Genomic DNA, 18,145 nt, shown 5'->3' on the forward strand with positions numbered 1-18,145 from the left:
GCGCCCGTGCCAGGCTGTTCAACGTGCGCACGCCGATCGTCACCGCCCTGCTGCTGGCCGCCGCGCTCGGCGGCTGCGCCGGCGCCCCGGAACAACCGGAACACCCCGCCGGCCCGGAACGGCTCACCGTCCAGGTCGTGGCGACCCTGCCGCACGACCCCGCCGCCTTCACCGAAGGCCTCGAATTCGCCGGTGACACGCTCTACGAGAGCACCGGGCTCGCCGGCCGGTCGATGCTCACCGCCGGCCCGGCGGGCGGCCCGCCCCGGGTCACGGCCACGCTGCCGTCGCCGCTGTTCGGCGAGGGCGTCACCGTCCTCGGGCCGAAGCTGTGGCAGCTCACCTGGCAGGACGGCTTCGCCATCGAACGCGACGCCGCCACCCTCGCCGAGCTGCGGCGCGTCCCGTTCCAGGGCGAAGGCTGGGGCCTGTGCCACCAGGACGGCGGCCGACTGGTGATGAGCAACGGCTCCGCGCGGCTGACGTTCCGGGATCCGGCGACCTTCGCCGTCACCGGTGGTGTCGACGTCGGCCGCGACCAGCTCAACGAGCTCGAATGCGTCGGCGGGGACGTCTACGCAAACGTTTGGCACACCGACACGATCCTGCGCGTCGAGGCCGCGACCGGACGCATCACCGGAACGATCGACGCAGGTCAGCTGCGTGCGAAGGTGAACGCGATCGGCACCGAGGACGTGCTCAACGGTATCGCCGCCGTCCCGGGCACCGGCGATTTCCTGCTCACCGGGAAGCAGTGGCCGGTCACGTTCCGCGTGAGGTTCGTCCCGGCTCCGGCCTGAAAGCACGGATGAGCAGGCGGAACCGGCCCCCGGTAAGGCAGGATTGACACGTGGCACTCTTCGGCTCCCGCTCCGACGGCTCCGGCTCGCAGCAGCGCGGCCGGAAGTCCAAGCGGCGCTGGACGCCGGAGCCGGGCGCCGCCCAGGCCAGGTCCTGGCGGGACGCCGCCGCGCCGCGCGCCGAGCACGGCAGCCCGCCGCCGCCCACCCGCGTCCAGCGCCAGAGCGCGCCGCCGCCGTCCCACGCCGAGCCGCCCACCCGCGTCCAGCGGCCCGCGCCGCCGCGCGCCGGGTTCCACGACGGCCGGGTGCCGAACGCCGACGAAGCACCCACCGCGGCCGCGCCGACGAACCACCGGCCGCCGCCCCCGCGCGGGGCCCGGCCGTACGACCCCCACCGCACCGAGCCGGTGCGGCGCGAGCCGCCGCCCGGCGGCTTCTACCAGGGCGAACGCCACCCCGGCAGCGGCGAGTACGAGCACTACGACACCGGCGGCTACGCGGGCGAACCGCGGCCGCCGGAGCAGCCGCCACCGCCGCCGCGGGAAGAGCCGCGGACGCCGGGCGGCACGCCGAAGCTGCCGAAGAAGATCACCGTCACGCGGGTGGCGGCGATGCGCAGCCGCCAGCTGACCGGCCAGGCCGTCGACGCCTTCCAGCGGGCGACGAAGGCCGACGGCGCCGAGAAGTCCGGTCTCACCTCGCTGACCTACGCGGTGATGCTGAACTACGCCAGCGACGCGGCCATGGCGATCGCACTGGCCAACACGCTTTTCTTCGCCGCGACCAGCGGCGAGAGCAAGGGCAAGGTGGCGCTCTACCTGCTCATCACGATCGCGCCGTTCGCGCTGGTCGCCCCGGTGATCGGGCCCGCGCTCGACAAGGTGCAGCGCGGCAGGCGGCTGGCGATGTGCGCGTCCTCGATCGGCCAGGGGCTGATGGCCGTCGTGATGGCGCTGCACTTCGACGACTGGCTGCTCTACCCGGCCGCGCTCGGGATGATGGTGCTCTCGAAGTCGTTCACCGTGCTCAAGGCCGCCGTGACGCCCCGGGTGCTGCCCTCGGAGATCACCCTCTCCAAGACGAACGCCCGGCTGACCACGTTCGGCCTGGTCGCCGCGGGTGTGTTCGGCGCGCTGGCCAGCGGTGTCAACGCGATCACCGGCTCGGCGGGTGCGCTGTGGTTCACGGCGCTGATCTGCGTCGCCGCGGCCGTGCAGTCGATGCGGATCCCGGCCTGGGTGGAGGCGACCGAGGGCGAGGTGCCGACGTCGCTTTCGGCCCACCCGAAGGAGAAGAAACGCCGGCAGCCGATGGGGCGCCACATCGTCGTCGCGCTGTGGGGCAACGGCTCGGTGCGGGTGCTCACCGGCTTCCTCATGATGTTCGCCGCGTTCGCGGTCAAGGCGCAGACCGAGGGCAGCGGGCAGACGCCGTTCATGCAGCTGCTGCTGCTCGGCGTGATCGGTGCCGCGGCGGGCGCCGGCGGTTTCCTCGGCAACGCGCTGGGCTCGCGGCTGCACTTCGGCAGCCCCGATCAGGTGATCGTCGGCTGCGTGGCGGGCTGCGTGCTGGCCGCGCTGGTTGCGACGATCCTGCCCGGCCTGGCCACCGCCGCGATCGTCGGCCTGATCGGCGCGACGGCCAGCGCGCTGGCCAAGATCAGCCTCGACGCCGTCATCCAGGAAGACCTGCCCGAGGAGTCGCGCGCGTCGGCGTTCGGCCGCTCGGAAACCGTGCTGCAGCTGGCCTGGTGCCTCGGCGGCGCGGTCGGCCTGCTGCTGCCGCCGACGTACTGGATCGGCTTCCTGGTGATCACGATCGTGCTGGCCGTCGGCCTGACCCAGACGTACCTGGTGCGCCGCGGCGGCTCGCTCGTGCCGGGCCTCGGCGGCGACCGGCCGCTGCGCCCCGAGCCGACCGGCAGCTTCCCGGCCCAGGGCCTGCCCCGGGACCCGAGGGCCCGCCGGTAGGCTCCGGCCATGCGACGTTCCCGGGTGGTGGCCCTGCTTGCGGCCGGTGGGTTCGCGGTGGCCGGCTGCTCGGCCCCCGGCCCGGCCGAGGTCACCTTCTACGCCGACGGCCACACGATCACCACGGCACCGGTGCTCTCGTGCGACTACTCCCGGCAGCTCGCGCAGCCGTGCAGCGCCAAGGGCGACACGCAGACGCTGAAGGTCCGCCCGGGCAAGCCGGTGCAGATCTCGGTGCCCGGCGAGGTCGCGGACGCGCCGTGGCAGATCGTCTACGAGTACGTCACCCCGCAGGGCGAGTACAAGCAGAGCGAGCCGATCCCGTTCACGTCGCTGGACCGCTACGCCTACACGGTCACGCCGCCGACGCCCGCCGACCGCATTTCCGCGGTGGACGTGCAGAAGTACACCGCCGTGCTCAACTCGAGCACCGGCGAGTCGGGCCTGCTGCCCAGCGACGTGTGGGGTCTCCGGCTGGAGGCCTAGGGGTCGATGTCCCGGGCGACCGCGCGCATGATTTCGGCGATCTGCTTGGTGTGCTTGCGGTCCGGGTAGCGGTTGCGCCGCAGGTCCGGCTGCACCTTCAGCTCGAGCAGCTTGATCATGTCCTCGATCAGGCCGTGCAGTTCCTCGGCCGGGCGACGGCGCGCTTCGGCGACGGACGGCGGCGGGTCGAGCAGCCGGACGGAGAGCGCCTGCGGCCCGCGGCGGCCGTCGGCGACGCCGAATTCGAGCCGCTGTCCGGCCTTCAGCCCCTCGACGCCCTGCGGCAGCGCGGCCTTGCGAATGTAGACGTCGGCGCCACCGTCCTGCGTGACGAACCCGAACCCCTTCTCCGCGTCGTACCACTTGACCTTGCCGGTCGGCACTTCCCTCACCAGTCCTTCTGCTGTCCGCTCATGACTAACGCGCCCGGGGGCGTACCCAGGGCGCGCTGGGTAAAGGGTATCTCGCCACCGGCCCTGGGGAGAAGTCGATACCGCCGGATACCCTCTTGCGTCATGAAGAGCACGACGAAGGAGGCGGGCGTGGCCGCTCCCGGCAAACCGTTCCTGATGCGCGTCGGCATCGGGCTTTTCGGCCTCGGCATGCTCGCCGTGCTGGCGGTGTTCATCATGTTCGCCGCCGGCCTGGAGAACCTGCCCATCTGGCTGTCGGTCGCCGCCGGGGTCATCACCCCGCTCGGCCTGCTGCTCGGCTTGATCGCCCTGGTGATCGAAGCGCGCGCCAAGAATTAGGGCACGGCCGCGAACGTCTTCTCGAACCAGTCCGGGAACTCCGTCAACGACTCGAACACCACCTCCGCTCCCTCGCTCAGCAGCAGCGTGCGATCACACGGCCCGGTGGTGACGCCGACCGCGATGGCGTTCGCCGCCAGCGCACCCCGGATGTCGCCGGCGTGATCTCCGACATACACCCGCGCATCGTGGGCCAGCAGCGCCTCGGCCTTCTGCGTCGACCACAGCTCGCCGATGACTTCGTCGACGTCGAGGCCGAGCGCGTCCACGTGCAGTTGTGCGTTGGGCCCGTACTTCCCGGTGACGACGAGCGTGCGGCCGCCCGCGGCGTGCACCGCGCGGAGCGACTCGACCGCGCCCGGCAGCGCCACCGTGCTCGGCACGACCATCTCCGGGTACAGCGCGCGGAACCGGTCGACGAGCCCGGGGATGCGCTCCTCCGGCGCCTCGAAGCCGCGCAGGATGTCGTCGAGCGGCGGCCCGAGGTTGGCCGCGAACGCGTCGCCGTCGAGCGGCAGGCCGGATTCGACGCCCAGCGCGTTCATCGCCGCGGCCATGCCCGGCCGGGCGTCGATCAGTGTCATGTCGAGGTCGAACCCCACGGTGATGCCCACGATCAACACGGTAACCCGCGGCACCGACAGTTTTACACGTCAACCGATCATGTACAGCGGCTTGACAGTGGCTCCATCTGTGTCAAGGTGAGGGTGTGACCAGCTTCACCGAACGGACGAAGGCGTCCCTGCGGGAGGCACTGCTCGACGCCGCCGCCGACCTGCTGCCGGACCGCGGTCACGCGGGCCTGCGGATGGCCGACGTCGCGGCGAAGGCCGGGGTGAGCAGGCAGACGGTCTACAACGAGTTCGGGAACAAGGCGGCGCTGACCCAGGCGGTGGCGCTGCGCACCGCGTCGGAGTTCCTCGACGGGATCCGGCAGCGGTTCGAAACGGCGGACGGGCTCCTGGCGGGCATCCACCACGCCGTCGTCTACACGATCGAGCACGCGCGGGAGAACCGCCTGGTCGCGGCGGCGCTCGGCACCGAAGCGGGCGAGGACCTGCTGCCGCTCCTCACGAGCCGGGGCGAGCCGATCCTCACCGCGGCCGCCGACCTCGCCGCGGAGCAGTACCAGGAGTTCGAACCGGGGCTTTCCGCCGAGGCCGCGGCGCTGCTCGCGGAGACCGTCGTCCGGCTTTCCCTGTCGCACCTGGTGCTTTCCACGCATTCGGCGACCGAAGCGGCCGACGCCGTCACCGCGATCATGGAACCCGCCATCCGCCAATTCGTCCATCATGGAGTGAAACGATGACCGAGCTCCGGAACGGTTTTTCCTCGCTGCGCAAGGGCGGCCTGAACTGGGACTCGTTCCCGCTGCGCCTGTTCGTCAAGGGCAACAAGAAGTTCTGGAACCCGGCGGACATCGACTTCAGCCGCGAGCGCGAAGGCTGGGACACGCTCAACGACGAGCAGAAGCGCAGCACGACATACCTGGTCGCCCAGTTCATCGCCGGCGAAGAGGCCGTCACCGAGGACATCCAGCCGTTCATGCGGGCGATGTCGGCGACCGGCCGGTTCGGCGACGAGATGTACCTGACGCAGTTCTGCTTCGAGGAAGCCAAGCACACGGAGGTGTTCCGGCGCTGGATGGACGCCGTCGGGCTGACCGAGGACCTCCACCCGTTCGTCGCCGAGAACCCGCACTACCGCAAGCTGTTCTACGAAGAGCTGCCGCAGTCGCTGCGCGCGCTGGAAGACGACCCCAGCCCGCTCAACCAGATCCGGGCGAGCGTCACCTACAACCACGTGATCGAGGGCAGCCTCGCGCTGACGGGGTACTACTCGTGGCAGCTGATCTGCACCCAGCACGACATCCTGCCGGGCATGCAGGAACTGGTCCGCCGCATCGGCGACGACGAGCGCCGCCACATGGCCTGGGGCACGTTCACCTGCCGTCGGCACGTCGCCGCGGACGACTCGCTGTGGGACGCGGTGCAGCAGCGGATGGGCGAGCTGCTTCCCCACGCGCTCAACATGATCCAGTGGGTGCAGGACCAGTTCGAGGAGCTCCCCTTCGACAACGACCCGCAGGAGATCGTCCAGTACGCGGCCGACCGGGCGCAGCGGCGGCTGGGCGCGATCGAGTCGGCGCGCGGGATGCCGGTGGAGCAGATCGACGTCGACTACTCGCCGGAGCAGCTCGAAGAGACCTTCGGCGAAGAGGACGCGAAGGCGATCGCGGAGGCCGCCGCGGCGGTGGGCTGACGAGCGTGCGGGGCACCTCGGCGAGAGGTGCCCCGCACCGCCGTTCACCAGTCCCAGGACAGGATGATCATCACGGGCCTCCTTTCGCGGAATCGCGAAGGACTCACGCCCGGACACCCCGGCCGGTTTAGGCGTGCTTCGTCGCGGCCGCGTTCTCCAGGCCGAGCAGGCTGATCGACTTCTCGCGCATCTCGACCTTGCGGACCTTGCCGGTCACCGTCATCGGGAACTCCTCGACGACGTGGACGTACCGCGGGATCTTGTAGTGCGCCAGCTTGCCGCTGCAGAACTCGCGCACCTTCTCCGCGGTCAGCGGCTCCGCGCCCTCCCGCATCCGGACCCAGGCCATCAGCTCCTCGCCGTACTTCTCGTCCGGGACGCCGATCACCTGCGCGTCGAGGATGTCCGGGTGCGTGTAGAGGAACTCCTCGATCTCGCGCGGGTACAGGTTTTCGCCGCCGCGGATGACCATGTCCTTGATGCGGCCGGTGATGTTGACGTAGCCGTCGCCGTCCATCACCGCCAGGTCGCCGGTGTGCATCCAGCGGGCCGCGTCGATCGCCTCGGCCGTCTTGTCGGGCTGTTCCCAGTACCCGAGCATCACCGAATACCCGCGCGTGCACAGCTCGCCCGGCTCGCCGCGCGGGACTGTCAGGCCGGTTTCGGGGTCGACGACCTTGACCTCCAGGTGCGGCCCGACGCGCCCCACCGTCGACACGCGGCGCTCGATCGAGTCGTCCGACCGGGTCTGCGTCGACACCGGGGACGTCTCGGTCATGCCGTAGCAGATGGACACCTCGCTCATCCCCATCCGGTCGATGACCTGCTTCATCACCTCGACCGGGCACGGCGAGCCGGCCATGATCCCGGTGCGCAGGCTCGAGAGGTCGAAGCTGTCGAAGTCCGGATGGTTGAGCTCGGCGATGAACATCGTCGGCACGCCGTAGAGCGACGTGCACCGCTCGGCCGCGACGGCTTCGAGGGTGGCTTTCGGGTCGAACGCGGGGGCCGGGATGACCATGCAGGCGCCGTGGCTGGTGCAGGCCAGGTTGCCCATCACCATGCCGAAGCAGTGGTAGAAGGGCACCGGGATGCACACCTTGTCCTGCTCGGTGTAGCCGCACAGCTCGCCGACGAAGTAGCCGTTGTTCAGGATGTTGTGGTGGGACAGCGTGGCGCCCTTGGGGAAGCCCGTGGTCCCGGAGGTGTACTGGATGTTGATCGGGTCGTCGGCCGACAGCCCGGCCTGCAGGTGCGCCAGCCGCGCCGGGTCACCTCCGCGGCCGGCGTCGATCAGCGCCTGCCACCCCTCGCTGCCGAGGATCACAACCTGTTCCAGCGCCGCGCACTTCTCGCGCACCTCGTCGGCCATCGCGGGGTAGTCGGACGTCTTGAACTTGTCCGACGCCACCAGCAGCCGGATCCCGGCCTGGTTGAGGACGTACTCCAGCTCGTGCGCGCGGTAGGCGGGGTTGATGTTGACCAGGATGGCGCCGATCTTCGCCGTCGCGTATTGGAGGAACGTCCACTCCGCCCGGTTCGGCGACCAGATCCCGACCCGGTCGCCCTTGCCGATGCCCCGCGCGACCAGGCCCAGCGCCAGCGCGGTCACCTCCGCGGCCAGCTCCCGGTAGGTCCACCGCCGGCCGGCGGCCCGGTCGACGAGGGCGTCGCGGTCCCCGAACGCGGCCACCGTCCGGTCGAAGTTGTCGCCGATGGTGTCCCCGAGCAGGGGGACCTCGGAGGTCCCCGAGGCGTAACTCGGCAGGGCGGGCGCGTCAGGCATGGTGCCTCCTGAAGTCGGCGGTGACTGCCGCCGAGTCTAGGAATCAGGTGGCGGGTCAGCCAGCACGGTGGCCGGAAGCTTCTGGGATGAGTCGGGTTCCTCCCCTGGATTCGTCAGCTGGACGTCTGACGGGTTCCGCTAGGCTCGAGACGTGCCGGAGGAATTCTCGCTGGGCTTGCCGGAGGTCATCGCCGCGATCCGCCGCACGGGCCTCCCGCAGCACTGGCACCCGTTCGAGATCCGCAGCCCGGGCCACACCCTGGAGGAACACGACCGCATCCTGGCTGCGGCGTGGGAGTCGATGCGGGCGCGCGGGCTGGCGGGGCCGGAGAAGCTGGACATCGAGGTGGAGCAGACGCTCCGGGCGTGGACCCAGCCGGAGGTGCTGATCATCGTCCGGGCGGCCGAGGTGGCGGACGGGCGCCAGGTGTTCTACCGAGCCACCATCGGCCACGGCCTCGGCGTGTTCTCGGAACTGGCGGGCGAGGAGATCCTCTTCGCCCAGACGCGGCCGGACCGGCTGGTCGACCTGGTGGTCGGCATGCTGCCGAGCTACCGGCCGGTGCCGCTGGCCGAGCTGGCGTTCGTCTCGCCGGGGACCCGTGAGGACACCGCCGCGGCGGCGGAATTCTCGTCGTGGCCACTGCACCGCTGCGGCACGTTCGAGCTGTCGGCCCGCGAGGGACAAGGTCCCCTTCACCCGATCGGCTCAGCCACCTTCATCGACAACGACGGCGGCCGGTTTCTCATGTTCAACGAGCCGCTACCGGGCCACGAGACCCGGCTGCGATTCACCCCTTCGGATGGTTCTCACCTGCGGAGCTGGCTCCACGAGCGTGGCCGGAACCACTGACACCTCCGGTTCGTCACTAGTACAGTGCAGAGGGACCACGCAGGGTGGTCCCAGGACGACGGGGAGGGCGTCATGGGCGGTTCACAATTCGACGCGCCGGGGTCGTTCACGCCACCACCTGCGGCCGGCGACGCCGGCACGAACTTCCTGTCGGGATTGCTCGAGGGGCCGGCGGACTCGGCAGCGGCGCAGCGGGTCAGTGAAGGCGGCCACCGCCTGAAGTCCCTCGCCGAAGGCGGCCAGTTCGCGGTGAACGAAGAGGGCTTCCAGGCGTACATGAAGGCCTGCGACTTCTTCCTCGACGGCTACAACCGGATGATCGTCGATGTTCGCGAGCTGGCAGCCCAGGCGAAGATGGGCGGCAGCGAATACGCCAAGGCCGTCGCCGCCTTCAACGTGAAGGTGGCCGACGGGGACGAGCAGTCCTTGATCCCCAATCTGCTCCGGATGCGTGACGGTGTTCAGCAAGCGCGCGAAGCGATGGTGATCGCACGCAAGAACTACCGCGAAACAGAGGATGCTCACACCATGACGTTCAGTCAGCTCAACAAGGGGCAGCAAGAGCGGTGACCGCCCGACGCGCCGCGGTCGTGGCAGCCGCCTTGGCCTTGACTCTGACCGCCTGCACGAGTCAGGTCGGCGGCCAGGCAACCCCCAGTTCGCAGGCACCTGGCTCGACTGCTCCCGGCACGAGCGGCGCGACCGCCGACCCGGGCAATCCGTTCTCGGGCGTCAGTTCCTGCTCAATCCTCGATCAGGCGCTCGCCGGTCAAGGATTCCCCAAGGCAGAACCACTGGTCGCCAACCCGAAAGAGGGATGCCGAGCCAGCAAGCCCACGTCCGGGAACACACCCGGCGTGGATGTGGGCCTGTCGTTGAACCCCGGACGGGGCTACAAGGAAAACGTCGGCAACCCCAGCCAGGCGAGTGAAGGGAACGTCAACGGACGCCCGGCGGTCATGGAACGCGAGCCGGAGAACTCGCCCGGGCAATGCGATGTGTGGATGGAAGTGAAACCCAACTCGCGCGCCTTCGTCCTGCTTGCCTCGGGCTCGGACACCGCCATGGCCTGCGACCTGGTCAAAGGCATCGCCGAAAAGGTCGAACCGCTACTGCCGAAGAACTGAGACGGAGTCCAGCCATGAGTCAGCCGCACCGGGCGCAGCATCGCCAGTCCGAGGGTGACTACTACGCGGCCACCGCGCAGAAGCTTCAGGGCAACTCCGATGCACAGCGGCTGACCGAGAAAGCTGCGTCGGACTACTCGGTCGCGCAAGGGAAACTCCTGCAGCAGGGGCAGACCCTGCGGGGCGATTCACCGGCTCCCGGCGAGAACTACGCGAACAGCCCGCACGAAGTCCTGTACGACATGGTCCACAAGGACCTGGACATCGAAGGCATCAACGATCGCAGCCGGGTGGCCAACGTCTACGGCAACTGGCTGGCTGACGCTTCGAACGAGTTCCGCAATGCAGCGAAGACGGCGGGTGGCTCCTGGCAGGGCCCCGCGGCCGAGCAGGCGAACTCCTTCTTCGAAAGCACCGCCGGCCACACCGAACAAACCGGCAGCGCGATGCAACTGGTCTCCAACCACTACTCGCAGCAGTCGGCGGCGGCGCACTACGCCAAGACCAACATGCCCGAGCCCACCGGCTTCGACCAGCAGGCCGAGATGGACAAGGCCCGGCAGCAGTACGAATCCGGCAACCTCATCGGCATGAACACGACGATGGTCGGCATCCAGGCCAAGCAGCAGCAGGCCGATGCCGCTCATCAGCAAGCCGTCCAGGTGCTCCAGAACCTCGACTCCACCTACCACGAGACCGCCAGCACCCAGCCCACCTACACCCCGCCACCCCAGCTCGGGCAAGGGGATTCCACCTCCGCCAGCGGCTTCCACGGCACCGGCAGCAGCAGCTTCACCGGCACCCCCGCCATCGGCGGCACCGGCCCGGCCACCGGGCCCGGTGGCACCTCCGGAACCTTCGTCCCCGGCGGGCCGGCCGCGACCGGAACGACCGGGCCAGGGCCGGCCCCGGGGCCCAACCCGCCCGGCACCGCCTACATCCCTCCGGGAACGACCAGCGGCACCGGCACCTTCAACAGCAACAGCAACTTCCGCGCCGCCCCCGCCGCCGGGACGTTCGGGCGGATGACGCCCGATGGGCTCGCCGTGCCCGGGACCACCGCCGGCGGTGGCTCACCGAACAGCGGGGACACCGTGCGCGGGAAGAGCACTGGGCGGGCCGGGACCGGGTTCGCCGGGGCGCGGGTGTCCGGCAGTGCCGGTACCGCTCCGAAAGAAAGCGAAGGCGCCAAGACCGGGAGCAAAACCGGCGAACGGCTCGAGCGTGGAGCGACCGCGGCCGCCGCGGCCAAGGGCAAAGGCGGCACCGGTGGCGCCGCCCCGGGCGCGGCCGGCAAGAAGAAGGACGAGGACAAAGAGCACAAGAACAAGTACGCCGTCGACGAAGAGGTCTTCGATCTCAAGCCGGAACGCGGGCCCGATGGCGAAAAGGTCGTGAAGCCGACCATCGGGGAGACCACCTAAGGGACCAACCCGAGGGAAACCGGAAAACCCACGGCTACATTGGTGGCATGCGCTTCTTCATCGTCGACGCCTTCACCGATCGCGCCTTCGCCGGGAACTCCGCCGGGGTCGTCCTGCTGGACGAGCCCGCCGACCCGGCCTGGATGCAGGCCGTCGCCGCCGAGATGAAGCACGCCGAGACCGCTTTCTTCGTCAGCGCAACGAAGTCGCTGCGGTGGTTCACCCCCGCCGTCGAGGTCGCCCTCTGCGGGCACGCCACCCTCGCCGTCACGCACGTGCTCGGCGGCGAACAGACCTACACCACCAAAAGCGGCGAACTGCGCGCGAAGGCCGAAGACGGCTGGGTCGAGATGGACTTTCCGTCCGACCCGCCGCACCCCACCGACGACGACCTGTCCGAAATCCTGCCCAACACAGAGATCCAGTACACCGGCCGAGGCGTCGAAAACCTCTTCGCCGTCGTCAAAGACGCCGAGACCGTACGCACCCTCGAACCGGACCTCGAGAAGCTCAAGCACACCTGGACCGGGCGGCTGCTGGTCACCGCGCGAGGCGACGAAACGGACTACGTGAGCCGCTTCTTCGCCCCCGGCGTCGGCATCGACGAAGACCCCGTCACCGGCTCCGCGCACTGCATCCTCTCGCCCTACTGGTCCGGACGACTGGGGAACACCGAACTCACCGGCGAACAGGCCTCCGCCCGCGGCGGTATCGTGAGAACCCGCCAGGACGGCGACCGCGTCCACCTCGCCGGCCAGGCCGTCACCATCCTGAGCGGGGAGCTGCACGTCTGATGCGCACGCTGCTGAACATCATCTGGCTCGTCCTGTGCGGCTTCTGGATGGCCGTCGGCTACCTGATCGCCGGCGTCATCTGCTGCATCCTCATCGTCACCATCCCGTTCGGGCTGGCGTCGTTCCGGATCGCGCACTACGCGCTCTGGCCGTTCGGGCGCACGGTCGTCGACCGGCGGGACGCGGGCGCCGCCTCGTGCGTCGGGAACGTCGTCTGGTTCGTCTTCGCCGGGTGGTGGCTGGCCATCGGGCACGTCGTCACCGGCATCGCCCTCTGCCTCACGATCGTCGGCATCCCGCTCGGCATCGCCAACTTCAAGCTGATCCCCGTGTCGCTGGTGCCGCTCGGCAAGGAGATCGTCGAGATCGCCTAGGACTCCGGCGCGAACGGCAGCTCGACCACCAGGCACGGCCCGCCGACGAACAGGCCGCCGTCGACGCCGAGGGCCTTGCCGCCCGCGTACAGGAACGGGCCCTCGATCTGCGTCGGGTGGATGCCCAGCTGGTCGGCGATGACGCTGTGCCCGTGCACGATCCGCGAGCCGCCGAGGACGTCCATCAGCTTCTGGGCGTTTTCCTCGCCGTCCGGGCCGCGGAAGGCGTAGCGCGTCGTCATGCGGCGCCAGACGTCCCACCACGCCTCGATGTCGCTGCCCTCGAGGATCTCGCGAGCCGCCTCGTTGATCTCGTCGATCGACGAGCCCCAGTCGAGGTACTCCAGCGTGTCCGAGTGCAGCAGCAGGTGGTCTGCGACGACGGCGGCCAGCGGGCGCGCGGTCAGCCACTCGATGTGCTCCGGGGTCAGCCGGTCCTGGTCCGACAGCAGGCCGCCGTTGATCTCCCAGCTGCGGGCGAAGCTGCGCGGGCCGAAGTCGGACGGCACCGGCTCGTCGCCGAAGTGGTACATCCCCAGCGCGAGGATCTCGTGGTTGCCCAGCAGCGTCTGGACCTGGCCGCCGGCCTCGGCCGCCTGCTCCTCGAGCCGCATGACCAGGTCGATCGCCCCGACGCCGTCCGGACCGCGGTCGACGAAATCACCGAGGAACCACAGCTGGTCCTCGCCGCCGGACCAGTTGTCCTCCTCGTCGACCAGGCCTTCGGATCTCAGCGCGTCGGCGAGTTCGTCACGGTGGCCGTGGACGTCGCCGACCACGTACGTCGACTTGCTCATCCGCTGACGATATGCCCTGTGGCCCGCCGCCCCACGCTCAGCCTTCGCCGAACGGGTCCAGGGTTCGCCCGATCAGGTCGGCGACCGAGTCGATCACCATCGTGGGCCGGTACGGATAGCGTTCGGCCGACTCCGGGGTGGATATGCCGGTGAGCACCAGGATGGTCTGCAGGCCGGCCTCGATGCCCGAGTGCACGTCGGTGTCCATCCGGTCGCCGATCATCAGCGTCGACTCCGAGTGCGCGCCGAGCCGCCGCAGCGCCGAGCGCATCATCAGCGGGTTCGGCTTGCCGACGTAGTACGGCGAGCGCCCGGTGGCCTTCTCGATCAGCGCCGCGACGGACCCGGTGGCCGGCATCGAGCCCTCCAGGCTGGGGCCGGTCGCGTCCGGGTTCGTCGCAATGAACTTCGCGCCGCCCTCGATCAGCCGGATGGCGCGCGTGATGGCGCTGAAGCTGTACGTGCGGGTCTCGCCCAGCACGACGTAGTCGGGGTCGCGCTCGGTCAGCACGTAGCCGACCTCGTGCAGCGCCGTGGTGAGGCCGGCCTCGCCGATGACGTACGCCGAGCCGTTCGGCCGCTGCGACGAGAGGAACTTCGCGGTCGCCAGCGCCGAGGTCCAGATCGACTCCTCGGGGATGTCGAGCCCGGTGCGCTCCAGCCGCGCCCGCAGGTCGCGCGGGGTGTAGATCGAGTTGTTCGTCAGCACCAGGAAGTCGATGCCGTTCGCCTTCAGCTCGGCGAGGAACTCGTCGGCCCCCGGGACGAGGTGCTCCTCCTTCACCAGGACGCCGTCCATGTCGGAGAGGTACGTCCAGCGGCGTTCGCTCATGGTGCGAAACCTATCACGCGCGCGAGACACCTGCGTGATACGCCGAAAAGGGCTACCATCGGAATTACCGGTAACGCGAGGGGAGTCGCGCGCCCGGTCACCGAGGGGGTTCGGGGGAATACTTTTCGACGTCGACGGCGTACGCGCCGCCGCGCAATTCTTCCTGCCCCCGCACCGAAGGGGGAGAACCATGACCGAAATCATCGAGCGCCCGGCGGCGGCCGGGCCGATCACCGCACCGAACTGGGGACTCACCAAGTTCCTGGACCCGTTGCGCGTTCCACCCGTGTTCCGGCCGCGCGGCCGGGAATTGATCACCATTCCCATGGTGACCCAACGGCAGCGGCTGCACTCGGAATTGCCCGAAAGTACGTTGTGGACGTACGCGGGACATTTCCCGGGTCCGACGATCGAAGTGCGCAGCGGCAAGCAGCTGCGGATTTCGTGGTCCAACGAAATCGAGGGCGAGTTCCCGCTCGTGGCCGTTCAGGGCCCACTGGCCGACGCGCCGGCCGGCCGGCCCGGCCGCGAACTGGACAGAACGGGCTACTCGATCATCGAGGGTGTCGCCGACCTGCCGGCGTGGACGGTCGTCCACCTCCACGGCGCGCGCACCAACGCGGGCAACGACGGCTGGGCGCACAACGCGGGCCTCGCGGGGACGTCCCAGCTGGCCGAGTACCAGAACCGCCAGCAGGCGATGCCGCTGTGGTACCACGACCACGCCATGGCGATCACCCGCTTCAACGTCCACACGGGCCTGGCCGGGATGTACCTGATCCGCGACGACGAGGAGGACGCGCTCGGCCTGCCGCACGGCGACCACGAGATCCCGCTGATCATCACCGACCGCAACCTGGACATCGACCCGGCGACCCAGTCGCTCACCGGGCAGCTGCTGTTCAAGGTCCCGGCCCTGCCGAACGGCACGCTGATCCCGTTCACCGGGCCGTTCAACCTGGTGAACGGCGTGATCTGGCCGCACCTGGACGTCGACGCCCGCTGGTACCGCTTCCGGCTGCTCAACGCGGCCAACTCGCGGTTCTACACGCTCAACCTGGTCGACGAGCACGACAAGCCGGTCAACGAGGCCGTGCGCCTGATCGGCACCGACGGCGGCCTGCTGCCCGCGCCTGCGGAACTGCCGGCGAACGGCCTCACGGTCGCGCCGGCCGAGCGGTTCGACGTGCTGATCGACTTCAGCCGCTTCAAGGGGCAGAAGCTCAGGCTGCGCAACGCCGACCCGCAGCTCGGCAGCGTCGAACCGGATCTCATGGAGTTCCGGGTGGACGGCCGGGCGAAGCACGACCCGTTCACGCTGCCGGAGAAGATCTCGACGTCCTACACGCGCCTGGTGCACGGCTCGACGCTGCCGGAGGACCACGACCACGTCTGGGTCGCGCTGCTGCTCAACGCCGAGGGCCACCCGGAGATGTGGGACCTCCAGGAGGTCGACGCGGACCCGGGCGGCCCGGGGATCATCCAGCTCCAGGACCCGAACGGCGGGCTGAAGACGTTCCGGATGACCGGACGGCTGTTCGACGACACCACCGGGATCTTCATCGACCACGACCGGTGGGCGGTGTGGAACCTGGTGCACGTGGCGAACGGCGGCCCCGCGCACCCGATCCACATCCACCTGACGGAGTTCCAGGCGCTGTTCCGGCGCAGCTTCACCACGACGTTCGACCAGGCCACGGAGCGCACGACGGCGCCGATCGCCGGCTTCACCGACATCCCGCTGGAGAAGTACGAGGAGGGCTGGAAGGACACGATCATCGTGCGGCCCGGCCAGTGGGTGAGCGTCGCCGGCCAGTTCGGTGGGGGAACCGGCGAGTTCATGTTCCACTGCCACATCCTCGACCACGAGGACGAGGGCATGATGCGGCCGTTCGTCGTGCACCCGCCCGAGGTGGCGAAGTTCCACGTCCACCCGGGCGGCGGCCACCACCACGACGCCACCTGACCCACCCCTCGTGAGTGGTAAGGCGGGTTCTAACCCGCCTTACCACTCACGAGGCCGCGGCCGGGTGGATGGCCACGGTCGCGGCCTTCACCGAAAGCGTCACCGCCGAGCCCGGCTCCAGCGCGAGCTCGGCGACGGCGGCCGGGGTGAGGTCGGCGGTGAGGCCGTGGGCCCAGCCGCCGCCCTCGGCCCGGAGCCGGATCACCGGCCCGTGCGGTTCCAGGGCCGCGACGACGCCGTCGGTCGTGTTGCGCGGGCTGCCGCGGTGCTCGCCCTCACGGGCGTAGACGGCGACGGCGTTCGGCGGGAACACCGCCACCGCGGGCTCCCCCGGCACCACGTCGGCGGCCGGGATCCCGCTCACCACCTCGCCCGACGCCGTCCGCAGCCCTTCGGCGACCGCGGTGCCGGCGACCAGGTTGAGCCCGGCGATCCGCGCGGTGAACGCCGTCCGCGGCGCCGAAAGCACCTCACGCGTCGGACCGCGTTCGACGACCCGGCCCTCGTTCAGCACCGCGACGTGGTCGGCGAGCGCGAGCGCGTCCAGCGGGTCGTGCGTGACGAGCACGGTCGTCGGCCCGGTCTTGAGCACCCGCCGCAGCAGGCCGCGGATGGCCGGGGCGGCGTCGACGTCGAGGGCGGCGAAGGGCTCGTCGAGCAGCAGCAGGTCCGGTTCGGCGGCCAGCGCCCTGGCGATCGCGACGCGCTGGGCCTGGCCACCCGACAGCTGCCCGGGCCGCCGGTCCGCGAGCGCGACGGCGTCCACTTCGGCCAGCCAGAGAAAGGCGCGCTCCCGCGCGGCCCGGCGGCCGGCGCCGGTCGAGCGCGGCGAGAAGGCGACGTTGTCCACTGCGGACAGGTGCGGGAAGAGCAGGGCGTCCTGGGAAAGCAGCCCGATCCCGCGGCGGTGCGGCGGCACGCCGGCCAGCGCGCGGCCGGCCACCGTGATCTCCGCCGACGCCGGGGTGATCAGCCCGGCGAGGCAGCCCAGCACGGTCGACTTGCCCGAGCCGTTCGGGCCGAGCAGCGCCAGCACGGTCCCGGTGGGCACGTCGAGGTCGACGTCGAGGGAGAACGAGCCGCGGACGGCGGCGATCCACGCGGTCAGGCTCACCGGAGGCCGCCTTCCCACGAGCGCGGCCGCGCGACCGCGATCACGATCACCGCCACCACGATGAGCAGCAGCGAGAGCGCGACGGCGCTGTCGATGTCCACTTCGGCCTGGGTGTAGACCTCGAGCGGCAGCGTGCGGGTGACGTCTTCGAGGCTGCCCGCGAACGTGATCGTGGCGCCGAACTCGCCGAGCGCGCGGGCGAAGCTGAGGACCACCCCGGAGCCGAGCGCGGGCAGCAGCAGCGGCAGCGTGACCCGGCGGAACACCGTCCACGGGCGCGCGCCGAGCGTCGCGGCGACCTGCTCGTAGCGGTCGCCGGAGCCGCGCAGCGCGCCTTCCAGGCTGACCACCAGGAACGGCATCGCGACGAACGTCTGCGCGATGACCACGGCGGTCGTGGTGAACGGGACGGACTCCCCGGTCAGCGCGGTGATCAGGGCGCCGAGGAAGCCCTTGCGGCCGAGCAGGTAGAGCAGCGCGAGGCCGCCGACGACCGGCGGCAGCACCAGGGGCAGCAGCACGATCGAGCGCAGCAGCCGGACCCCGCGGAAGCGGGCCCGCGCGAGCACGACGGCCAGCGGCACCCCGAGCAGCACGCAGGCCAGCGTCGACAGCGCCGCCGTGAGCAGCGACAGCCGCAGCGCGTGCCACGACGACGGCGTGGCGACCAGCGACGGCAGCCGCGTCAGGTCCGAGCGCACCAGCAGCCCGACGACCGGGAGGACGACGAGGGCCAGCGCGAGGGTGGCGGGGATGCCCAGGACCCACGGAACCCGCGAGCGGCCGGCCGGGACGGATCCCGGCC

Annotated in this window: 19 protein-coding genes and 1 pseudogene; 13 read left to right on the forward strand and 7 right to left on the reverse strand. The window is 70.3% G+C overall.

Annotation, left to right across the window (positions count from 1 at the left end):
* Positions 1-23 precede the first annotated feature (23 nt).
* Genes ACFPLC_RS09735 through ACFPLC_RS09745 form a run of 3 tightly spaced genes read left to right on the forward strand, consistent with a single transcriptional unit; the run spans position 24 to position 3,259 of the window.
* Complete coding sequence (locus tag ACFPLC_RS09735; RefSeq protein WP_378193909.1) at positions 24-800, forward strand: glutaminyl-peptide cyclotransferase; 777 nt, start codon at positions 24-26, stop codon at positions 798-800.
* 50 nt (positions 801-850) lie between these two features.
* Entirely contained in the window at positions 851-2,773 is a 1,923-nt protein-coding gene (locus tag ACFPLC_RS09740) for an MFS transporter (RefSeq protein WP_378193912.1), read from the forward strand.
* 9 nt (positions 2,774-2,782) lie between these two features.
* Complete coding sequence (locus ACFPLC_RS09745) at positions 2,783-3,259, forward strand: DUF2771 family protein (RefSeq protein WP_378193915.1); 477 nt, start codon at positions 2,783-2,785, stop codon at positions 3,257-3,259.
* Here ACFPLC_RS09745 and ACFPLC_RS09750 read toward each other — a convergent pair.
* Positions 3,256-3,642, reverse strand: a complete 387-nt coding sequence (locus ACFPLC_RS09750; protein ID WP_013230216.1) for a cold-shock protein — start codon at positions 3,640-3,642, stop codon at positions 3,256-3,258. The two genes, ACFPLC_RS09745 and ACFPLC_RS09750, sit on opposite strands and share 4 nt — an antisense overlap.
* A gap of 132 nt (positions 3,643-3,774) precedes the next feature.
* On the opposite strand from ACFPLC_RS09750, the gene ACFPLC_RS09755 reads away from it, so the two are divergent.
* On the forward strand, positions 3,775-4,011 hold the full coding sequence (locus ACFPLC_RS09755) for a hypothetical protein (RefSeq protein ID WP_176174588.1): 237 nt from the start codon (positions 3,775-3,777) through the stop codon (positions 4,009-4,011).
* Here the strand turns inward: ACFPLC_RS09755 and ACFPLC_RS09760 are convergent.
* Positions 4,011-4,625 (reverse strand): annotated as a pseudogene (locus tag ACFPLC_RS09760) (HAD family hydrolase); the annotation flags it as partial. The gene ACFPLC_RS09755 and the pseudogene ACFPLC_RS09760 overlap by 1 nt on opposite strands.
* A gap of 95 nt (positions 4,626-4,720) precedes the next feature.
* Here ACFPLC_RS09760 and ACFPLC_RS09765 point away from each other — a divergent pair.
* Positions 4,721-5,320: a TetR/AcrR family transcriptional regulator gene (locus ACFPLC_RS09765; protein WP_378193922.1), complete on the forward strand. Its 600-nt coding sequence runs from the start codon at positions 4,721-4,723 to the stop codon at positions 5,318-5,320.
* On the forward strand, positions 5,317-6,273 hold the full coding sequence (locus ACFPLC_RS09770) for a R2-like ligand-binding oxidase (protein ID WP_378193925.1): 957 nt from the start codon (positions 5,317-5,319) through the stop codon (positions 6,271-6,273). The genes ACFPLC_RS09765 and ACFPLC_RS09770 overlap by 4 nt, the downstream gene beginning before the upstream one ends.
* Before the next feature lie 127 nt (positions 6,274-6,400).
* Here ACFPLC_RS09770 and ACFPLC_RS09775 read toward each other — a convergent pair whose 3' ends face one another.
* The gene (locus ACFPLC_RS09775) at positions 6,401-8,059 is read right to left on the reverse strand and encodes an AMP-binding protein (RefSeq protein WP_378193928.1); all 1,659 of its coding nucleotides are present in this window, start codon (positions 8,057-8,059) and stop codon (positions 6,401-6,403) included.
* A gap of 151 nt (positions 8,060-8,210) precedes the next feature.
* Between ACFPLC_RS09775 and ACFPLC_RS09780 the strand changes: the two genes are divergently transcribed.
* From ACFPLC_RS09780 to ACFPLC_RS09805, 6 genes are all read left to right on the forward strand, one after another.
* Positions 8,211-8,912 (forward strand): ESX secretion-associated protein EspG, encoded by a 702-nt coding sequence (locus ACFPLC_RS09780; RefSeq protein ID WP_378193931.1) that lies wholly within the window; start codon positions 8,211-8,213, stop codon positions 8,910-8,912.
* Positions 8,913-8,984: 72 nt separating this feature from the next.
* Positions 8,985-9,482: a hypothetical protein gene (locus ACFPLC_RS09785; RefSeq protein ID WP_378193934.1), complete on the forward strand. Its 498-nt coding sequence runs from the start codon at positions 8,985-8,987 to the stop codon at positions 9,480-9,482.
* Complete coding sequence (locus ACFPLC_RS09790) at positions 9,479-10,039, forward strand: DUF3558 family protein (RefSeq protein WP_378193937.1); 561 nt, start codon at positions 9,479-9,481, stop codon at positions 10,037-10,039. Before ACFPLC_RS09785 ends, ACFPLC_RS09790 begins: the two co-directional genes overlap by 4 nt.
* A 14-nt stretch (positions 10,040-10,053) precedes the next feature.
* Positions 10,054-11,463 (forward strand): hypothetical protein, encoded by a 1,410-nt coding sequence (locus tag ACFPLC_RS09795; protein ID WP_378193940.1) that lies wholly within the window; start codon positions 10,054-10,056, stop codon positions 11,461-11,463.
* A gap of 47 nt (positions 11,464-11,510) precedes the next feature.
* A complete protein-coding gene (locus ACFPLC_RS09800) occupies positions 11,511-12,257 on the forward strand; it encodes a PhzF family phenazine biosynthesis protein (protein WP_378193943.1) in 747 nt (248 codons plus the stop codon).
* Positions 12,257-12,631: a YccF domain-containing protein gene (locus ACFPLC_RS09805; protein WP_378193946.1), complete on the forward strand. Its 375-nt coding sequence runs from the start codon at positions 12,257-12,259 to the stop codon at positions 12,629-12,631. The genes ACFPLC_RS09800 and ACFPLC_RS09805 overlap by 1 nt, the downstream gene beginning before the upstream one ends.
* On the opposite strand, the gene ACFPLC_RS09810 is transcribed toward ACFPLC_RS09805, so the two are convergent.
* Complete coding sequence (locus ACFPLC_RS09810; RefSeq protein ID WP_378193949.1) at positions 12,628-13,428, reverse strand: metallophosphoesterase family protein; 801 nt, start codon at positions 13,426-13,428, stop codon at positions 12,628-12,630. The genes ACFPLC_RS09805 and ACFPLC_RS09810 overlap by 4 nt on opposite strands.
* A gap of 37 nt (positions 13,429-13,465) precedes the next feature.
* On the reverse strand, positions 13,466-14,260 hold the full coding sequence (locus tag ACFPLC_RS09815) for an HAD-IIA family hydrolase (RefSeq protein ID WP_043776367.1): 795 nt from the start codon (positions 14,258-14,260) through the stop codon (positions 13,466-13,468).
* A 190-nt stretch (positions 14,261-14,450) separates the two neighbouring features.
* Between ACFPLC_RS09815 and ACFPLC_RS09820 the strand changes: the two genes are divergently transcribed.
* The gene (locus ACFPLC_RS09820) at positions 14,451-16,226 is read left to right on the forward strand and encodes a multicopper oxidase family protein (RefSeq protein WP_378193954.1); all 1,776 of its coding nucleotides are present in this window, start codon (positions 14,451-14,453) and stop codon (positions 16,224-16,226) included.
* A 46-nt stretch (positions 16,227-16,272) separates the two neighbouring features.
* On the opposite strand, the gene ACFPLC_RS09825 is transcribed toward ACFPLC_RS09820, so the two are convergent.
* Both ACFPLC_RS09825 and ACFPLC_RS09830 read right to left on the reverse strand, forming a co-directional pair.
* Complete coding sequence (locus tag ACFPLC_RS09825) at positions 16,273-17,340, reverse strand: sulfate/molybdate ABC transporter ATP-binding protein (protein WP_378193957.1); 1,068 nt, start codon at positions 17,338-17,340, stop codon at positions 16,273-16,275.
* Positions 17,337-18,101 carry an ABC transporter permease gene (locus ACFPLC_RS09830; RefSeq protein WP_378194345.1) on the reverse strand — a complete coding sequence of 255 codons (765 nt, stop codon included), beginning with the start codon at positions 18,099-18,101 and terminating at the stop codon, positions 17,337-17,339. Before ACFPLC_RS09830 ends, ACFPLC_RS09825 begins: the two co-directional genes overlap by 4 nt.
* Positions 18,102-18,145: the final 44 nt, after the last annotated feature.

It is taken from the genome of Amycolatopsis plumensis, from assembly GCF_042652605.1.
GTDB classification, from domain to species: domain Bacteria; phylum Actinomycetota; class Actinomycetes; order Mycobacteriales; family Pseudonocardiaceae; genus Amycolatopsis; species Amycolatopsis plumensis.